Source organism: Microcoleus sp. bin38.metabat.b11b12b14.051 (assembly GCF_013299165.1).
GTDB lineage: Bacteria > Cyanobacteriota > Cyanobacteriia > Cyanobacteriales > Microcoleaceae > Microcoleus.
This window is the reverse complement of sequence record NZ_JAAFKD010000017.1, coordinates 25,676-40,217: the sequence shown is the minus strand read 5'-3', so window position 1 is coordinate 40,217 and position 14,542 is coordinate 25,676. Positions and strand designations below refer to the sequence as shown.

Sequence of the window (14,542 nt, the reverse complement as noted above, 5' to 3'; positions counted from 1 at the left end):
AAAGTCCTAATTACGAACAGGCTTGTAGTGAGGACTTTAGTCCTGTGATTTATGCGGACTAAAGTCCTAATTACGAACAGGTTTGTAGTGAGGACTTTAGTCCTGTGATTTATGCGGACTAAAGTCCTCACTACGAACCTGGACTTTAGTCCTGTGATTTATGCGGACTAAAGTCCTAATTACGAACAGGTTTGTAGTGAGGACTTTAGTCCTGTGATTTATGCGGACTAAAGTCCTCACTACGAACCTGCTTGGTTAATGGTGGGCTGTGGGAATGCTAAGAACAATTGAAATTCAAATTATCAAACACTCATAATTAATGCAAACTGTCAACAAAATAAATCTCAAAAAAATACTTATTTCAATTTGCAGCGTCACCGTAGTTTTTGCAATTATACTATCTATTTACTCTCACAATGCGAATGCTCAAGAACCCTACAATGCTTCTCCCGATACTACTGTAGCCCCCAAAGGCTTGGTTGAGGTCAAAATGACGGTTATTGGGGTAGACCCGGTTAAAAATGAATTTGAAACTCGCTTGCGGTTCGATCTCAAAGGTATTTATAAAAAAGGGCCAACTTATCCGGCTCAAGATTTGTTAATGACAGTTAACGGTGCTAATGTCGAGGATTCGGAAATTATCTTTAAAGAAGGCAAGCCGATGATTGTCCCGGCATTAAAGTTTAACTTAGTCAAGGGCAAAATCAACAATTATCCATTTGACACGCACATTGCTAAAGTAGCTATTTCGATCGATCCGCTGGCTTCTATTGGCAAAAAGTTTGCTCCATTTGAGCTAAATCCCGTGCCACTGGAATTTAAGTTTAATGCCGATGTTCCCGGCTTCGACATCAGTTACAAGCCGATGGAAGAGAATTCGTCTATCTTTATTTATATCGATGTTTCTGCAACCCGGTCACTCCCGGTGAAATTCTTTGCAATAGTGATTATTGTCATCATGTGGGTGCTGTCAAGTATGGCGCTGTTGCTAGCATTAAAAGTGATGAAATCGGGGAAGTTGCCGGAAGTTGGAATGCTGAGTTGGACGGGTGTGATGCTGTTTGCTTTTCCAGCCATTCGCAATTCTCAACCGGGAGTTCCGCCAGTGGGAACTGCGAGTGATTTCCTTTCGTTTTTTTGGACGGAAATTATTGTAGTAGTAGCGTTAGTAATTATCGGTAGCTGTTGGTTGAAGCGTTATCATCCGCCCATTGATAAGTAACATTGTTTGTAGTGCGGACTTCAGTCCGCTTTCATGCAGCGGACTGAAGTCCGCACTACAAACTGTCAATTTTTTACCTGTAAATTCTCAATATCCTTAGCGGGTACGCCCAAACCGCGCAAGATAGTAAAAGCAATGATTCGATATCCCGACGGATTCGGGTGAACTCCATCGGCGGCCAACAAATTTAGAGTTTTTCCCGCGTGTTTTTGATAGGTGCCGATTACTTCCCGAAAGGGTGCATTTAAATCGATAAATAAACACTGATTTTGCTTGGCAATTTCTCGCATCGCAGCAACATATTCTTGCAACCTGAGATTTTCTGGGCCGTCGAGAATCTCGCGGATGGGAGTAGGAGAAAGCAGCACAACTCGAATTCTTGCGGCTTTGGCTGCTAGCACCATTTGAGTTATTTTGTCTATATATTCTGCTAGCGGTACTCCCGCAGCTAAGTTGCCTTGGGGATGAAATTGAAGGTTTTGGAAGTCGAAGAAAGCGTGCCAAACGTCGTTGACTCCGGCGTTAATTGTGATTAAATCTGGCTTTTTGTCGATCGCATCTTTCTGAAAACGCACCTGCATATCACTCGCCTTATTACCGGAGATGCCGGCGTTGAGGATCTCGATTTGGCGATCGGGATAAAGCGCATTCAGATAGCGTTGCAGCAGCCAAACGTAACCTCCGGGGTACTTTGCGGCTTCAGTGATGCTGTCGCCCACAGTCACAATTCTGCGCTTCCCTGCGAGCAGGTTTTGGATTTCGGGCGGCGGCGAGGCTTCGGATACGGGTTCTTTAAACATGGGACTTAAGGAGTGAGGAATGTTGAAGGCGATTACAGCAGCAATTACAGCGAGGACAAGTCTGATTAAAACTTGCTGTTTCGGGGATTTGGGACGGGGCGATTTCACATTTGGAGACATGACGCAGTTTTTATGAATTTGCAAGATATACTAGGTTGTAAGGTAGATATTATGACAGAACAAGGATTAAGCCGTTTGATTCAGGATCGGGTTTTGGCGGAGGCGAAATATTTAGTCAATTTTAGTCAAAAGGAGCTTACATGATGACTTTGCAAGAAATTATCGCTCAAGTCGAAAGTTTATCAATAGAAGATCAGGATCAGTTGTTTGAGTTAATCCGCAAGCGACGGATTGAAAATCGGCGGGATGAAATTTTGGCGAATGCTCAGGAAGTGATGGAAGCTTTTAAGAAGGGGACAGCAAAGAGAGGAAGCGTTGATGATTTGATTGCAGATTTACTAGGAGATGATGATGGAAGTTGTCTGGAGTAGTGGATTTAATCGGTCTTTTAGGAAGATCGCAAAGAAAAATCCACAATTAAAGGATCAAATTGCTAAGGTGTTAAGGCTATTGGCAGATGATCCATTTACGCCATCTTTGAAGTCTCACAAGTTAGGAGGGGAGTTAGCCGGATTATGGTCTTGTTCTGTTACATATGATTGCAGAATAATTTTTAATTTCTCTGAAGATGAGGAATTGTTAGAAATGGTGATTCTATTGGTTGATGTTGGAAGCCATGATGAGGTTTATTAATATGTAGCTGCGCCTTGACCCTATGCCCTACGGCTCCAAGCCCCTTGATTTCGATTACCATAGAAACAGGACTTACGCATTTTAAAGTAATTCTTTTTTAGCCCATGAGTTCCGATCTAGTTCCCCTGATTCCGAAAGTATCGATCGCCCGCCGCGCCGGTGCCTTCTGCATCGACGGCATTGCCGTTTGGATACCCAGTTTGATTCTCGCCACAAATCCGATCGCCCAAACCATCCTTTTTATCCTACTGTGGATGATCCTGCGGGTACCCGCCGTCAGGAAAAACCAAGGTCAAAGTCTCGGGCGCTGGGCCTTGGACATGAAAATTGCCGATACCAGGTTCCAACGGATTCCTGGAGTGCAAGAACTCTGCAAGCGTGAGGCATTGCTGGGCTTTTGCGCCGCCCTAGCCTTCGCAGGTGTAGGTGGCCTCACATCAAGCAACGCGGGCGTCTTGCTGCTGATGTTACCACTGGCGATCGACTGTAGCGTTGCTTTCACCGATACCGCCCGGTTTCCCCAAGCTTTTCACGATCGACTCGGCGAGACGATCGTCATCGGAGCCCGGCGCGGCTACTCCCTCGACATCAAAGTTAGAAGATTGCTTGACCAAGTGCAGACAAATGTGAGACGATAATAAATTGTGTTTAAATTAGTCGAAATTTATTTAGAATTATGGCTAAAGGCGTCCGCATCATAATTACCCTAGAGTGTACTGAGTGCCGAACAAACGCGAGCAAACGCTCGAAAGGCGTGTCTCGGTACACCACGACCAAGAACCGTCGCAACACGACGGCGCGGCTAGAACTCAAAAAGTTCTGCCCCCATTGCAACAAGCACACTGCTCACAAAGAGATCAAGTAGGGAATGGGTAATGAGTAATGGCAATGGTGTCAACTTAAGGTCAAACCCTTATTCCGGCAGGGGTTTAAACCCCTGCCTCATAGCGAAAGTCCTCTAAAGAGGACTAAATAACTCATTAGTCCTCTTTAGAGGACTTTCGCTATTAGCCAGGGACTTGAGTCCCTGGCGGTCTATCGGGCTTAAGTTGATACCAATGGAGAATGGAAAATAGAGAATAAGTAGTGTTTAAAGATGAATGACCAATAGTTTCTACTATCGCAGTCATTCAAGAATCTTTCAAGAACTACCAATTACCAATTACCAATTACCGATTACCGATTACCGATTACCAATTACCAATTACCGATTACCGATTACCAATTACCAAAGAACCATGACTTACTTTCGCCGGCGCGTTTCGCCAATCAAACCAGGAGACCCGATCGACTATAAAGATGTCGATTTGCTCAAAAAATACGTCACAGAACGTGGTAAAATCTTGCCCCGCCGGATTACAGGTTTGACCGCAAAACAACAGCGCGACCTAACCCGTAGCATCAAAAGAGCAAGAATCGTAGCTTTGATGCCCTTCGTAAACCAAGAAGGCTAACTAGATTTTGGATTTTAGATTTTAGATTTTAGATTTTGGACAAAAATAAGACTTACGCGAAAACAACGTCTTTTAGTCGTAAGCGATGGTAGCTAATAGCTGGCAATATTTGATATTGAGTCGCTAGTGCGTAAGTCTTAATCAAAATCTCAAGAGTTAAAAATTAAAGCACAAAAAGCACAACTTTTTAGATGTTAGTTTTGACAATTGATTTAAAAAATGTAAACATCCAAAATCTAAAATCGGAAGCAAAGAAACTCGATAAAGTGACAACTGTTAAAATCCAAAATCTCAAACAAAAAGCTGGCAAGTGGAGAAGGGAACGTTAGTAGAATTTAGAGTGCACGGCGACCGCCGTCTGGCCGTTGCCGATCGCCCCGATGGCAAGAAAAACTGGGTCGTGGTAGACGAAAACGGTCAAGCGCACAGCATACCGCCCAAACAAATCAGCTACGAAGCAGTCGGAGAAACTTACAAACCCTCCGACATTTCCAAATTTCTTAAAGAAGTAGAAGCTTACTCAGATCCGTCAAGTCTAGAAGTAGCTTGGGAACTCCTAGTGGACGACGGAGAAAATACAGATCCAGAAGGCCTCGCCGTTTTGCTATTTTCCGATCGCACTCCGGCGCAATGTTATGCAGCTTATTGTTTGCTATCGGGAGATAAACTGTATTTCAAACAAAAGGGCGATCGCTACGAACCGCGATCGACCGCCCAAGTAGCAGAAATCAAACACCAGCAAGAAGTAGAACAGCAGCGACACCAAGAGTCTCAAGGATTTTGGGATCGAGTCAAACAGCGACTAGCTGGAGAAAATAATGTAGATTGGCTTCCTAGCGATCGAACTCGCCTTGATGCCCTAGAACGCTTTGCTACCCTCGGAGAAGAAGCAACTCATCGCACCCCGGCTTTAGAAACTTTAGCCAGCTTACAACGTCCCGAAAACCCCGAAGCAGCATTTGGGCTCCTAGTCGATCTCGGCCTGTGGAGTCCCCACGAAAACCTGTTTTTGCGACGCAGCCAAATTCCTCTACAACTATCGGCAAAGGTATTAGAAGTGGCGCAAAGCTGCTTAGAAGAACCCTTAACCGAATCGGACACAGATCGTCTCGATTTAACTCACCTCAAGGTTTACACGATCGACGACGAGAGCACCACGGAAATCGACGACGGACTCAGCTTAGAATTCCTCGACAACGGCCAGCAGCGCCTGTGGATACACATAGCCGATCCCACCCGCTTGCTTTCCCCCGGAGACGAACTCGACCTCGAAGCCAGAAAGCGCACCACTACAGTTTATCTGCCCACGGGCATGATTCCGATGTTTCCCCCAGCTTTGGCAACTGGGCCGATGAGTTTAATTCAAGGTAAAGAGTGCAGCGCTCTCAGCTTTAGCGTCACCTTAGATGAAGTTGGCGCAGTCGAAGATTACAACATCTATATCAGCAAGATCAGACCTACCTATCGCTTAACCTACGATGATGTAGATGAAATGCTGGAGTTGGGAATTGAAGCAGAACCGGAAATAAGCGCGATCGCCACTTTAGCGAAACTGCGTCAAAAATGGCGGGAAACCCAAGGCGCAATCAGCATTTTCATGCCCGAATCCGTCATCAAAGTCAACGGCGATGACATCAAAATTCACGTCATAGACGACTCCACAGCCAGACTGTTAGTAGCTGAAATGATGATTTTAGCTGGCGAAGTCGCAGCCCGCTACGGTCAAACCCACAGCCTACCAATTCCCTACCGCTATCAGCCACAGCCGGAACTCCCCCCAGAAGAAGAACTCCTAGCCGTACCCGCAGGCCCAGCCCGCGCCTGCGCCGTGCGCCGCTGTATGCCGCGCAGCGAGATGGGTTTGACCCCCGGACGCCATGCAGGCTTGGGTTTGGAATCCTACACCCAAGTTACGTCTCCCATCCGCCGCTATACCGACTTGCTGACTCACTTCCAAATTAAAGCCCATCTGCGCGATGAGCCCCTGCCTTTTTCGGCCCAAGAAATACAGGATATTGTGATGTGTCTCGGTACCGCAGTTAGAGAAGCTTCTAGTGTGGAACGCCAAACAAACCGTTATTGGGGATTGGAATATTTGCGGCGCAATCCCGATGAGGTTTGGGAAGCTTTGATGCTGCGCTGGTTGAGGGAAGATAGTAATCTGGCCTTGATTTTGTTGGAAGAGTTGGGTTTGGAGTTGGCGATGCGATTTGGTCGATCGGTCGAAATTGGCGATCGGCTAGAAGTCAAAGTCACACACTGCGATCCGCGATCGGACGTGATTAACTTCCAAGAAGTCATTCTCGAAGCTGCACAATAGGATTTTAGATTTTGGATTTTGGATCGCCAAAATCTTAGTAACAGGAGTTATGCGCTTGTGGGTAGAAACGAATAAGCTTAAGTTACCAATCTCATTGAAGTGGGTTTTGTTTCTCTTTGTAGTGCGGACTTCAGTCCGCTTTCAGGCTGCGGACTGAAGTCCGCACTACCAAAGGTTTGTAGTGCGGACTTCAGTCCGCTTTCAGGCTGCGGACTGAAGTCCGCACTACGAACGGTTTGTAGTGCGGACTTTAGTCCGCTTTCAGGCTGCGGACTAAAGTCCGCACTACGAACGAATCTGATTGCGGTCAATCGATCGGACATGATATGAACTAAAATCTAAAATTTAAAATCGCCAAATGCCCAATTCTATTAACCAAGTTCAGCCGCCGCTGGAATTCATACCGCCAGCCTACAATCCCCTAATCGTGCAAGGTTGTCAGCAAATACTTCCTTGGTGGCTGCGATTTAAGACGAATATTAGCGATATTCAAGCCGAAAATGTCGATACCCTCGCCGAACTATTCCACCAATTTCAAAATCAGAAAGTTCGCTTCTTATTAGCTTTCCGCCACCCCAACTCCGAAGATCCCTACTGTTTGGGACAACTAATTTGGAAACTCGTTCCCCAAGCGGCCCGGGCTAAGGGGATTCCCCTTCAATTTCCGGTACATTCCCACTTTATCTACGATCGCGGAATTCCCCTGTGGGCCGGTTCTGGCGTCGGTTGGCTGTATTCTCGCCTCGGCGGTACTCCGATTGTACGCGGCAAGATCGATCGCGCTGGATTGCGATCGGCCCGCGATTTATTCGCCAACAGCCAATTCCCCATCGCCGCCGCCCCAGAAGGCGCCACCAACGGTCACAATGAAATAGTCAGCCCCCTGGAACCGGGAATCGCTCAAATGGGCTTCTGGTGCGTCGAAGACTTGCTAAAAGCCGGACGCACTGATGAAAAAGTGTTAATTGTGCCGATCGGCATTCAATATCGCTATGTCAATCCGCCTTGGCTACCCCTAGAAAAGCTTTTAACTCAATTAGAAATAGATTGCGGGCTCCCAGCATTAGAACCCACAGAGATCACCAATTTAGAAACCCAGAATTCCGCTACCAAAAACCACAACAACAAATTCCAATATCTGCGCCTGATTCGCCTTGGCAGCCATTTGCTAGCTGTTATGGAAGCATTTTATACCCGTTTTTATCATAGAGGTTTACAGCCCGCATCATCTGCTGTAACCTCATTATCACTTCCAGAACCAACTGCAAATGATGGGGGCAACGAGCAGATAATTCCTCGACTTACAGCACTGTTAGACGTGGCTTTGCAAGTAGCAGAAGAATATTTTAACTTAAAGCCAAAAGGCAGTTTAATCGACCGCTGCCGCCGTCTGGAACAAGCAGGCTGGGACTATATTTATCGAGAAGATATCAAAGATATTGCAGCACTTTGTCCCTTAGAACGAGGATTAGCCGATCGCCTCGCTGAAGAAGCAAGTCTGCGAATGTGGCACATGAGACTTGTCGAAAGTTTCGTCTCCGTCACCGGCAGGTACGTCCAAGAAAAGCTGACAGCCGAACGTTTGGCAGAAACAACTTTACTGCTGTGGGACGTACTGACTCGCATCAAAGGCGGAAATCCTTTCGGCCGCCCTTCTTTGGGGAAACAGCAGGTACAAATGACCGTGGGCGAACCAATCTCAGTGGGCGATCGCTGGCAGGGATATCAAACCAGCCGCAGATTAGCCGTTGCCGAACTCACTCAAGACTTGCAATCAGCTTTAGAAGGAATGATTAAATCTTAATTAGTCACATCGCGCAGCCGGAAGAGGTTCGAGGGAAGCAGAGAGAAAAAGCAAGAGAGAAGCAGGAAAGAAGAAGTAGAAATCGAAAAGCAGGAATAAGGAAGATATTTTGCCTTTCCGTTCCCGCTCCGTTTTTGATGGATCGCGAAGCAAACACGTTGTTATAAATTGGGGGAAGAGGTATAATAAACCCCTAATATCAAGTGCCGAACGTTCGCTGATAATAAAGTTATTCCCTCTCGCCCCTGGAGGAGTTTGAGGACAAAAGTCCTAACTGCCAGATTAATTACAAGGGTTTAACTAAACTCTATCTAACAAAATACTCTCCATAATCAAGCAAAAAAAATAACCGATGAATAACAAACCTATCGATTTATCTAGTAACTCAATTAAGATAAAACTGCTAAATCATTTAGCGCAAGAATTGCTCACCCCGCTCACTTCGGTGATCGGCATGGCAAGCGTTTTGAACCAAGAAATTTACGGCCCCTTAACCAGCAAGCAAAAAGAATATATCGACGTAATCCAAGACAGCAGCCGTTCTTTGCGATCGCTAGTTGAAGAAATTTTGGAACTTGCAGAATTAGATGATTCAAGTTTCACCTTGAAGCGAACCGCAGTCGATATAGAAAGTTTGTGCCAGCAAGTTGTGACAATCCTGTTGCCGGCAGCAAGCAAGCGAGAGCAAGAAATTAACTTGTCCATGGGGCCCGGGCCGCGCATCTGGTTGGCCGATAAGGATAAAGTTCAGCAAATGCTCCACCACTTAATTTTTAGCATTATTCAATCGGCTGGGGCAGGCAGCGTGATTCGCATCCACGTTTCTCGGAAAGAAGAGGGTATCAACATCGGAGTTTGGGTTTTTCATCCTTGGTTGGGAGAAAGTTTGCCCCATGCTAAACTCTACTCCGACTACTTGCTAAAGGTGGGATCGGCTAGCGGTGGGCGATCGAATTCCGAAGCCTGCTTCCTCGAACTCGAACCGCAACTGGCGACACAGACACAGAGATCCCAGCGGTTAACGCTGGAGTTTTCTGAGTTGGCGGCGTTGGTGGCCGAGAATGCCGCGGATACCGCACCGGTGTTAGCTGGCTACGGGGACAGGGAACGCTTGGGGTTGCTGCTTTGCTGCCAGTTGGTGGAAATTCAAGGCGGCCAACTCTCGATTCAGGGCACTGGGGACTCTGGATATCGCTACGTGCTCTGGCTACCCTGCACCAATGCTACGGAGTTGTTGGAAGGGTAAAAATAGTTGATAGTTGACAGTTGACAGTTGACAGTTGGCAGTTGGCAGTTGGCAGTTGGCAGTTGGCAGTTGGCAGTTGACAGTTGACAGTTGGCAGTTGGCAGTTGACTGTTGGCAGTTGACTGTTGACTGTTGACTCCGAAAGTAGTTGACAGTTGACTCCGAAAGTAGTAATAAATTACCGATTACCGATTACTGATTACCGATTACCAATTCCCGGTTATTAACTACAAATCTCAAATAGAAATGAATTCAGTTTGGCAACAGTTAACTCTGGCAAATTTGTCGCTCTCTCAGTGGCAAAATGCTAGTTATTTATTGAATTGGGCGATCGGCAATGCGCGCAGTTGGCGGCAGAGTAGCTGGCTGATGCAGTGGGCTGAACCCCTGGGTTTTGCTTTGCTGGCCTTGACTTTTGGTATGGGCCCGTTTGTGAACAATGCCCTGGTGGGGGTGTTGATGACGGCTGGCGCTGCATTTTGGGTGCTGCTGACTGTTTCTGACGATCGCGCGATCGCCCTGACACCCATTCACTTACTGGTACTTTTGTACTGGGGCATTGCTACCGTCGCCACGGCGATGTCGCCGGTGAAAGCCGCCGCTTTTACCGGTTGGAGCAAGCTAACGCTGTATTTGCTGTTTTTTGCCCTGATGGCGCGGATTTTGCGAGATCCCCGCTGGCGCTCCTGGTTAATAGCCGTATATTTAAATGTCGCTCTAGTTGTCAGTTTCTACGGCGTGCGGCAGTGGATTGATAAAGTGCCACCATTAGCTACTTGGAACGATCCGACTTCTAGTCAAGCCGATCTCACGCGAGTTTACAGTTTTTTGGGCAATCCCAACTTGCTGGGTTCCTATTTGCTTCCGGCCATTGCCTTGAGCGCTGCTGCACTTTTTGTGTGGCAAGGATGGGGAACTAAATTTTTAGCACTGACGATGTTGGTGGTGAATTGCGCGTGTTTGCGCTACACCGACAGCCGGGGTGCTTGGATCGGTTTTGTGGCTCTGCTTGTGGTGTTTTTAGTGCTGCTTTGGTACTGGTACAGCCCTTTGATGCCTAAGTTCTGGCGGACTTTGGCCCTGCCGCTAGGGTTAGGAGGTTTGGCGGGAGCGTTAATTTTGGGAGTGCTTTTGGTGCCAGCCTTGCGCGATCGAGTTTCGAGTATGTTTGTCGGCCGCGGCGACAGCAGCAACAATTTTCGGATTACTGTTTGGACGGCGGTGATTGACATGATTCGCGATCGGCCAATTATCGGCATTGGCCCGGGAAACACGGCTTTTAATAAAGTTTATCCGCTTTACATGAAACCGAAATTTACTGCTTTGAGCGCTTATTCCGTGCTGCTAGAAATTGCTGTAGAAACTGGTTTTATCGGTTTAATGTGTTTTCTGTGGCTGCTGACAGTCACCGTCAATCAAGGTTTAGTGCAGATAAAAAGTTTGCGGGATTCACAATTTAACACCTCTAATTTAGAGGAAAAATCCCCAAATCTCAAATCCCAAATCCGAAATCTCAAATCGAATCAAGCGTTTTGGCTGATTGGGGCGATCGCAACTTTAGCCGGAATGATGGCTCACGGTTTTTTCGATACCGTTTGGTACCGGCCGGAAGTTAATATGCTTTGGTGGTTGATGGTGGCGATTATTGCTAGTTTTTACAACAACTCCCAGCAGCAGCAAGATTCACCTTTGACAGAGGGCGAGTAGATAATAGAAGTATCGGCGGGGTTTTTTCCCCGCTTGTCGGCGCGAGGCGTGAAAGATGCTTTCATTCAGTTGAAAGAAGATCCCCCAGCTTCGGCGAAGTTCAGCTACCGCGCAGTAGTTGGGATGAGGGCTACCTCTGGCTAAAAGGCACAGGATTGAAACACTGAATAATTTAGTTTTCTTTCCCCCTAGAAGGAGCCTACGGTGTACACACAACTTTAAAAACTAACGTCAGAGCCTTTCGATCCCCCTAAATCCCCCTTAAAAAGGGGGACTTTGAGAGATTTTTGTCCGGTTCCCCCCTTTTTAAGGGGGGCTAGGGGGGATCTCAGGACTTGTGTGTACACAGTAGCTAGAAGGAGCAGGCTTTAAACCCATTCTTCTTGGTAAATGGTTGTACAGCAATCGCCACAGCGGTGAGGACATAAATAACCTCATGAATAGAGCCTATAGCCCATAGCAGAAACCATTTGATTTCCTTGACGAAGCAACTGTCCCAGGTCCACTCTTCGACTTCGCTCAGCGCGCAAGCTGTCAACTGTCCACTGCTATACGTGGTGGCTGTAGGAACGAGTTCAAAAAAAAATGCAACTTGAGACAAGCTGCAAACCAAAATCGTCATCAGTCATTTCCAATTCTTTAATGCTTTAATCTCAAATCTCAAATGGTATAAGGTGCGCCCCGCGCACCTACATAACACTACTACATACTACATACCTGTTGGTGTCAAGTGCTGATGGCGCACTGTACAAAATTATTTCAAAATAATTCTTATTCTTCGCTGTCGGTAGGCGTGACGAATCTCGGGCACGCATAATCTCTACCTCTATCGGTACACCGCCGCCACGTTGACTGATTCGAGTTGAAGGGCGTTTCCACTGATTCATTGACTGTGGGTTTAACATCCACAGAAGTTGGCACCGCTTGTGAGGCTTGACTGAGCTCCAGTACCGTTATGATTGCCAGTATGGTTGATGAAAGCAAAAGTGTGCGTTTCATTTATTTGTTTTTTCCTCTTTTAATCGTTGACGTGCCATTCCTATCCATATATCCTCATCGAATTCTTGGGAATCCGCATACTTTAGACAACTTTTCCACTGCGGCAGCGCTTCCTTAGTCTTTTTCATCCCTTCCAGGACTTGCGCTTTTAAGCAGTAAGTTCCGGCTGTTTCACTATCAAGCTTAATCGCTGCATCCAAATGTTGCAATGCTTCGGAATATCTAGCTTGTTTTAGCCGAGCCCATCCCAAGTTTTTGAGTAAAGAATATTTTACTCGATCGTCCTCCGCGAATTTCAAACCTTGCCACAGCAAGTGAACGGCGGCAGCATAGTTTTTTTTCTCTACTATATATAATCTAGCTAAATTGCTGTAGGCAGCAGGCAGACCGAGTTTGGCAGCTTGCAGGTATTTTGCTTTAGCGCATTCAAAATCTTGCACTTCTTCGCAAAGCCAGCCCAAATTGTAAAGAGCCGTGCGACTTTTTGGGTCTACAGACAGGGCTAGCTCGTATGCTTGTTGAGTATCAGCTAATCGATTGGCTTTGTAGTTTTCAAACCCCTTATTGTTAAAAAATGATGCGAGTTCCGGCAACCCAAGTTGCCAACCGCCAATGCCTACGGTTAGCATCAGCAGGAAGGCTGCCCACTTAGAGTTTTGATGCTTTTTTCCCGGCTGTTTCATGATATTGAAAAGGTTAGCTAATGGTGTCGTTTTTAGCATATTTAAACTTGAGAGTTGGGCGATCTTTGGTGGACAATATTTAATTGCCAGCCTCACGGCATCATCATCTGAGGAAATGACTCATACTTGAGCCGATTTCCTCTGATCTCTAGTTTGCAACTCCACAGCCGAATGCTTGTGTAATGCTGCCACTACCTATATGTATTCGAGCATAGGTCGATTCTTCATCCGTTTTCACAAGCCATCCGGATATTTTCAGGAAGATTGAAGCGGGAAGCGGGAAGAAGGCAGGACTGTTACGAAAACAAGTAATAATACTTAGTCTGGGGCAGGCGATCGACAATATGTGACTGTATCAGTTGTAGGGTGCGTCGCCATCAAAAATCCCCAAACAAATATCAACAGTCTTACAGCGACGCACCTGACCAACTCTCGGCCTCCTAAACAAACCAAACTATTATTTTATAGCCAATATTTTATAACTGGTATAATATCTAAAATCGATTGCGGTGAAATAACTCTAATTAACTTTATACTGAAGACATCCGTCCTCAAAATCATAAATGGGGATATCGAACAATTTTATGATGGCTAATTGACCAGAATAAATCTAAAATAATACCAATTTTAAAAAGTATTGCTACAATCCTCAATCCGATCCAAATTATCTTTCATTCGCGCCTGTCCCGCACCGGACACAGCATTGCCGTTTCCCTACAGATAATCGCCTCTGATTTATACCATTTCTCTCAAGTCTTGCTACAACATAATGTTGGTGCGGATTGAAACTAAGGATTGTTTACAGGGGCCTTTGAAGAACCCAGGTGCGTCGCCATGAGATTGTCGATTTTTATTGAGGTATTTTTAATGGCGACGCACCCTACAGCTTCGTGCGGCTCGACAAGCTATCCGGATATTTTCAAGAAGATTGAAGTGGGACAGTTGGCAGTTGGCAGTTGGCAGTTGACCAATGACCAATGACCAATGACCAATGAGCAATGACCAATGACCAATGACCACCCTTCGGCTTCGCGAGCGGGCGAGATGACCAATGACCAATGACCAATGACCAATAACTAAAATTGCTTCATCGCGCGTTCCATATCGCGCTTGTCTTCGCGTTTTTTCAAATCTTCGCGCTTGTCGTGCAGTTTTTTGCCTTTCCCCAAACCGATATCAAGTTTTACCCAACCACCTTTCAAATACATTTTTAACGGCACTAAAGTTAAGCCTTTTTCTTCCACTTTGCCGATTAATTTGCGAATTTCTTGCTTGTGCATCAGCAATTTGCGGGTGCGGCGAGGCTCGTGATTAAAATAGTTGCTAGCACTTCTCCAGGGCGAGATATGAACGTTGAGCAGCCATATTTCGCCATTCTTCACCAAAGCGTATCCGTCCCGCAAATTGGCTTTTCCTTCCCGAATTGATTTGACTTCGGTTCCCTTTAGCTCAATCCCAACCTGATATGTATCTATAATTTCATACAGATGGCGCGCTTGTCGGTTGTCGCTAAGAATTTTGTATCCTGTAGTTTTTTCGCTCATTTTTACCTCC

Annotated in this window: 16 protein-coding genes; 11 read left to right on the top strand and 5 right to left on the bottom strand. The window is 46.2% G+C overall.

Annotated features, from left to right (window positions below; all coding sequences use genetic code 11):
* Positions 1–319: 319 nt before the first annotated feature.
* A complete protein-coding gene (locus tag QZW47_RS18470; protein WP_293129458.1) occupies positions 320–1,222 on the top strand; it encodes a DUF4436 family protein in 903 nt (300 codons plus the stop codon).
* Positions 1,223–1,287: 65 nt separating this feature from the next.
* Here QZW47_RS18470 and QZW47_RS18465 read toward each other — a convergent pair whose 3' ends face one another.
* On the bottom strand, positions 1,288–2,142 hold the full coding sequence (locus QZW47_RS18465) for an SGNH/GDSL hydrolase family protein (RefSeq protein WP_293129456.1): 855 nt from the start codon (positions 2,140–2,142) through the stop codon (positions 1,288–1,290).
* A gap of 140 nt (positions 2,143–2,282) precedes the next feature.
* On the opposite strand from QZW47_RS18465, the gene QZW47_RS18460 reads away from it, so the two are divergent.
* The 9 genes from QZW47_RS18460 to QZW47_RS18420 all read left to right on the top strand — a co-directional run bounded on the left by QZW47_RS18460 (position 2,283) and on the right by QZW47_RS18420 (position 11,306).
* Positions 2,283–2,513, top strand: coding sequence for a hypothetical protein (locus tag QZW47_RS18460; protein ID WP_293129454.1), 231 nt, complete (start codon positions 2,283–2,285; stop codon positions 2,511–2,513).
* Entirely contained in the window at positions 2,488–2,775 is a 288-nt protein-coding gene (locus tag QZW47_RS18455) for a type II toxin-antitoxin system YafQ family toxin (protein WP_293129453.1), read from the top strand. The genes QZW47_RS18460 and QZW47_RS18455 overlap by 26 nt, the downstream gene beginning before the upstream one ends.
* 104 nt (positions 2,776–2,879) lie before the next feature.
* Positions 2,880–3,413 (top strand): RDD family protein, encoded by a 534-nt coding sequence (locus QZW47_RS18450; RefSeq protein ID WP_293129451.1) that lies wholly within the window; start codon positions 2,880–2,882, stop codon positions 3,411–3,413.
* A 38-nt stretch (positions 3,414–3,451) separates the two neighbouring features.
* Complete coding sequence (gene rpmG / locus QZW47_RS18445; RefSeq protein ID WP_015175916.1) at positions 3,452–3,640, top strand: 50S ribosomal protein L33; 189 nt, start codon at positions 3,452–3,454, stop codon at positions 3,638–3,640.
* A gap of 373 nt (positions 3,641–4,013) precedes the next feature.
* On the top strand, positions 4,014–4,229 hold the full coding sequence (gene rpsR / locus QZW47_RS18440; protein WP_006631377.1) for a 30S ribosomal protein S18: 216 nt from the start codon (positions 4,014–4,016) through the stop codon (positions 4,227–4,229).
* A 310-nt stretch (positions 4,230–4,539) separates the two neighbouring features.
* Positions 4,540–6,549, top strand: a complete 2,010-nt coding sequence (locus QZW47_RS18435) for a ribonuclease catalytic domain-containing protein (RefSeq protein WP_293129449.1) — start codon at positions 4,540–4,542, stop codon at positions 6,547–6,549.
* A 358-nt stretch (positions 6,550–6,907) separates the two neighbouring features.
* The gene (locus QZW47_RS18430; protein ID WP_293129447.1) at positions 6,908–8,353 is read left to right on the top strand and encodes a 1-acyl-sn-glycerol-3-phosphate acyltransferase; all 1,446 of its coding nucleotides are present in this window, start codon (positions 6,908–6,910) and stop codon (positions 8,351–8,353) included.
* Positions 8,354–8,705: 352 nt separating this feature from the next.
* A complete protein-coding gene (locus QZW47_RS18425; RefSeq protein ID WP_293129445.1) occupies positions 8,706–9,599 on the top strand; it encodes a histidine kinase dimerization/phospho-acceptor domain-containing protein in 894 nt (297 codons plus the stop codon).
* A 246-nt stretch (positions 9,600–9,845) separates the two neighbouring features.
* Positions 9,846–11,306, top strand: a complete 1,461-nt coding sequence (locus tag QZW47_RS18420; RefSeq protein ID WP_293129443.1) for an IctB family putative bicarbonate transporter — start codon at positions 9,846–9,848, stop codon at positions 11,304–11,306.
* Positions 11,307–11,658: 352 nt separating this feature from the next.
* Here the strand turns inward: QZW47_RS18420 and QZW47_RS18415 are convergent, their stop codons facing one another.
* The 3 genes from QZW47_RS18415 to QZW47_RS18405 form a co-directional block, all read right to left on the bottom strand.
* Positions 11,659–11,928 carry a hypothetical protein gene (locus tag QZW47_RS18415; protein ID WP_293129441.1) on the bottom strand — a complete coding sequence of 90 codons (270 nt, stop codon included), beginning with the start codon at positions 11,926–11,928 and terminating at the stop codon, positions 11,659–11,661.
* 149 nt (positions 11,929–12,077) lie between these two features.
* A complete protein-coding gene (locus QZW47_RS18410) occupies positions 12,078–12,305 on the bottom strand; it encodes an Osc7112_2153 family protein (RefSeq protein WP_293129439.1) in 228 nt (75 codons plus the stop codon).
* The gene (locus tag QZW47_RS18405) at positions 12,302–13,027 is read right to left on the bottom strand and encodes a hypothetical protein (RefSeq protein ID WP_293129437.1); all 726 of its coding nucleotides are present in this window, start codon (positions 13,025–13,027) and stop codon (positions 12,302–12,304) included. The genes QZW47_RS18410 and QZW47_RS18405 overlap by 4 nt, the downstream gene beginning before the upstream one ends.
* Before the next feature lie 795 nt (positions 13,028–13,822).
* Here QZW47_RS18405 and QZW47_RS18400 point away from each other — a divergent pair.
* Complete coding sequence (locus QZW47_RS18400; RefSeq protein WP_293129435.1) at positions 13,823–13,969, top strand: hypothetical protein; 147 nt, start codon at positions 13,823–13,825, stop codon at positions 13,967–13,969.
* Positions 13,970–14,064: 95 nt separating this feature from the next.
* On the opposite strand, the gene smpB is transcribed toward QZW47_RS18400, so the two are convergent.
* Complete coding sequence (gene smpB, locus QZW47_RS18395) at positions 14,065–14,532, bottom strand: SsrA-binding protein SmpB (protein ID WP_293129433.1); 468 nt, start codon at positions 14,530–14,532, stop codon at positions 14,065–14,067.
* Positions 14,533–14,542 lie beyond the last annotated feature (10 nt).

Excerpts from the sequence above, each read along its gene's own strand:
- smpB (WP_293129433.1), bottom strand. The coding sequence starts at position 14,532 with ATGAGCGAAAAAACTACAGGATACAAAATTCTTAGCGACAACCGACAA.
- QZW47_RS18465 (WP_293129456.1), bottom strand. The coding sequence starts at position 2,142 with ATGTCTCCAAATGTGAAATCGCCCCGTCCCAAATCCCCGAAACAGCAA.
- QZW47_RS18415 (WP_293129441.1), bottom strand. The coding sequence starts at position 11,928 with ATGACGATTTTGGTTTGCAGCTTGTCTCAAGTTGCATTTTTTTTTGAA.
- rpmG (WP_015175916.1), top strand. The coding sequence starts at position 3,452 with ATGGCTAAAGGCGTCCGCATCATAATTACCCTAGAGTGTACTGAGTGC.
- QZW47_RS18450 (WP_293129451.1), top strand. The coding sequence starts at position 2,880 with ATGAGTTCCGATCTAGTTCCCCTGATTCCGAAAGTATCGATCGCCCGC.
- QZW47_RS18405 (WP_293129437.1), bottom strand. The coding sequence starts at position 13,027 with ATGCTAAAAACGACACCATTAGCTAACCTTTTCAATATCATGAAACAG.
- QZW47_RS18425 (WP_293129445.1), top strand. The coding sequence starts at position 8,706 with ATGAATAACAAACCTATCGATTTATCTAGTAACTCAATTAAGATAAAA.
- QZW47_RS18455 (WP_293129453.1), top strand. The coding sequence starts at position 2,488 with ATGATGATGGAAGTTGTCTGGAGTAGTGGATTTAATCGGTCTTTTAGG.
- QZW47_RS18470 (WP_293129458.1), top strand. The coding sequence starts at position 320 with ATGCAAACTGTCAACAAAATAAATCTCAAAAAAATACTTATTTCAATT.
- QZW47_RS18400 (WP_293129435.1), top strand. The coding sequence starts at position 13,823 with ATGAGATTGTCGATTTTTATTGAGGTATTTTTAATGGCGACGCACCCT.
- rpsR (WP_006631377.1), top strand. The coding sequence starts at position 4,014 with ATGACTTACTTTCGCCGGCGCGTTTCGCCAATCAAACCAGGAGACCCG.
- QZW47_RS18460 (WP_293129454.1), top strand. The coding sequence starts at position 2,283 with ATGATGACTTTGCAAGAAATTATCGCTCAAGTCGAAAGTTTATCAATA.
- QZW47_RS18430 (WP_293129447.1), top strand. The coding sequence starts at position 6,908 with ATGCCCAATTCTATTAACCAAGTTCAGCCGCCGCTGGAATTCATACCG.
- QZW47_RS18420 (WP_293129443.1), top strand. The coding sequence starts at position 9,846 with ATGAATTCAGTTTGGCAACAGTTAACTCTGGCAAATTTGTCGCTCTCT.
- QZW47_RS18410 (WP_293129439.1), bottom strand. The coding sequence starts at position 12,305 with ATGAAACGCACACTTTTGCTTTCATCAACCATACTGGCAATCATAACG.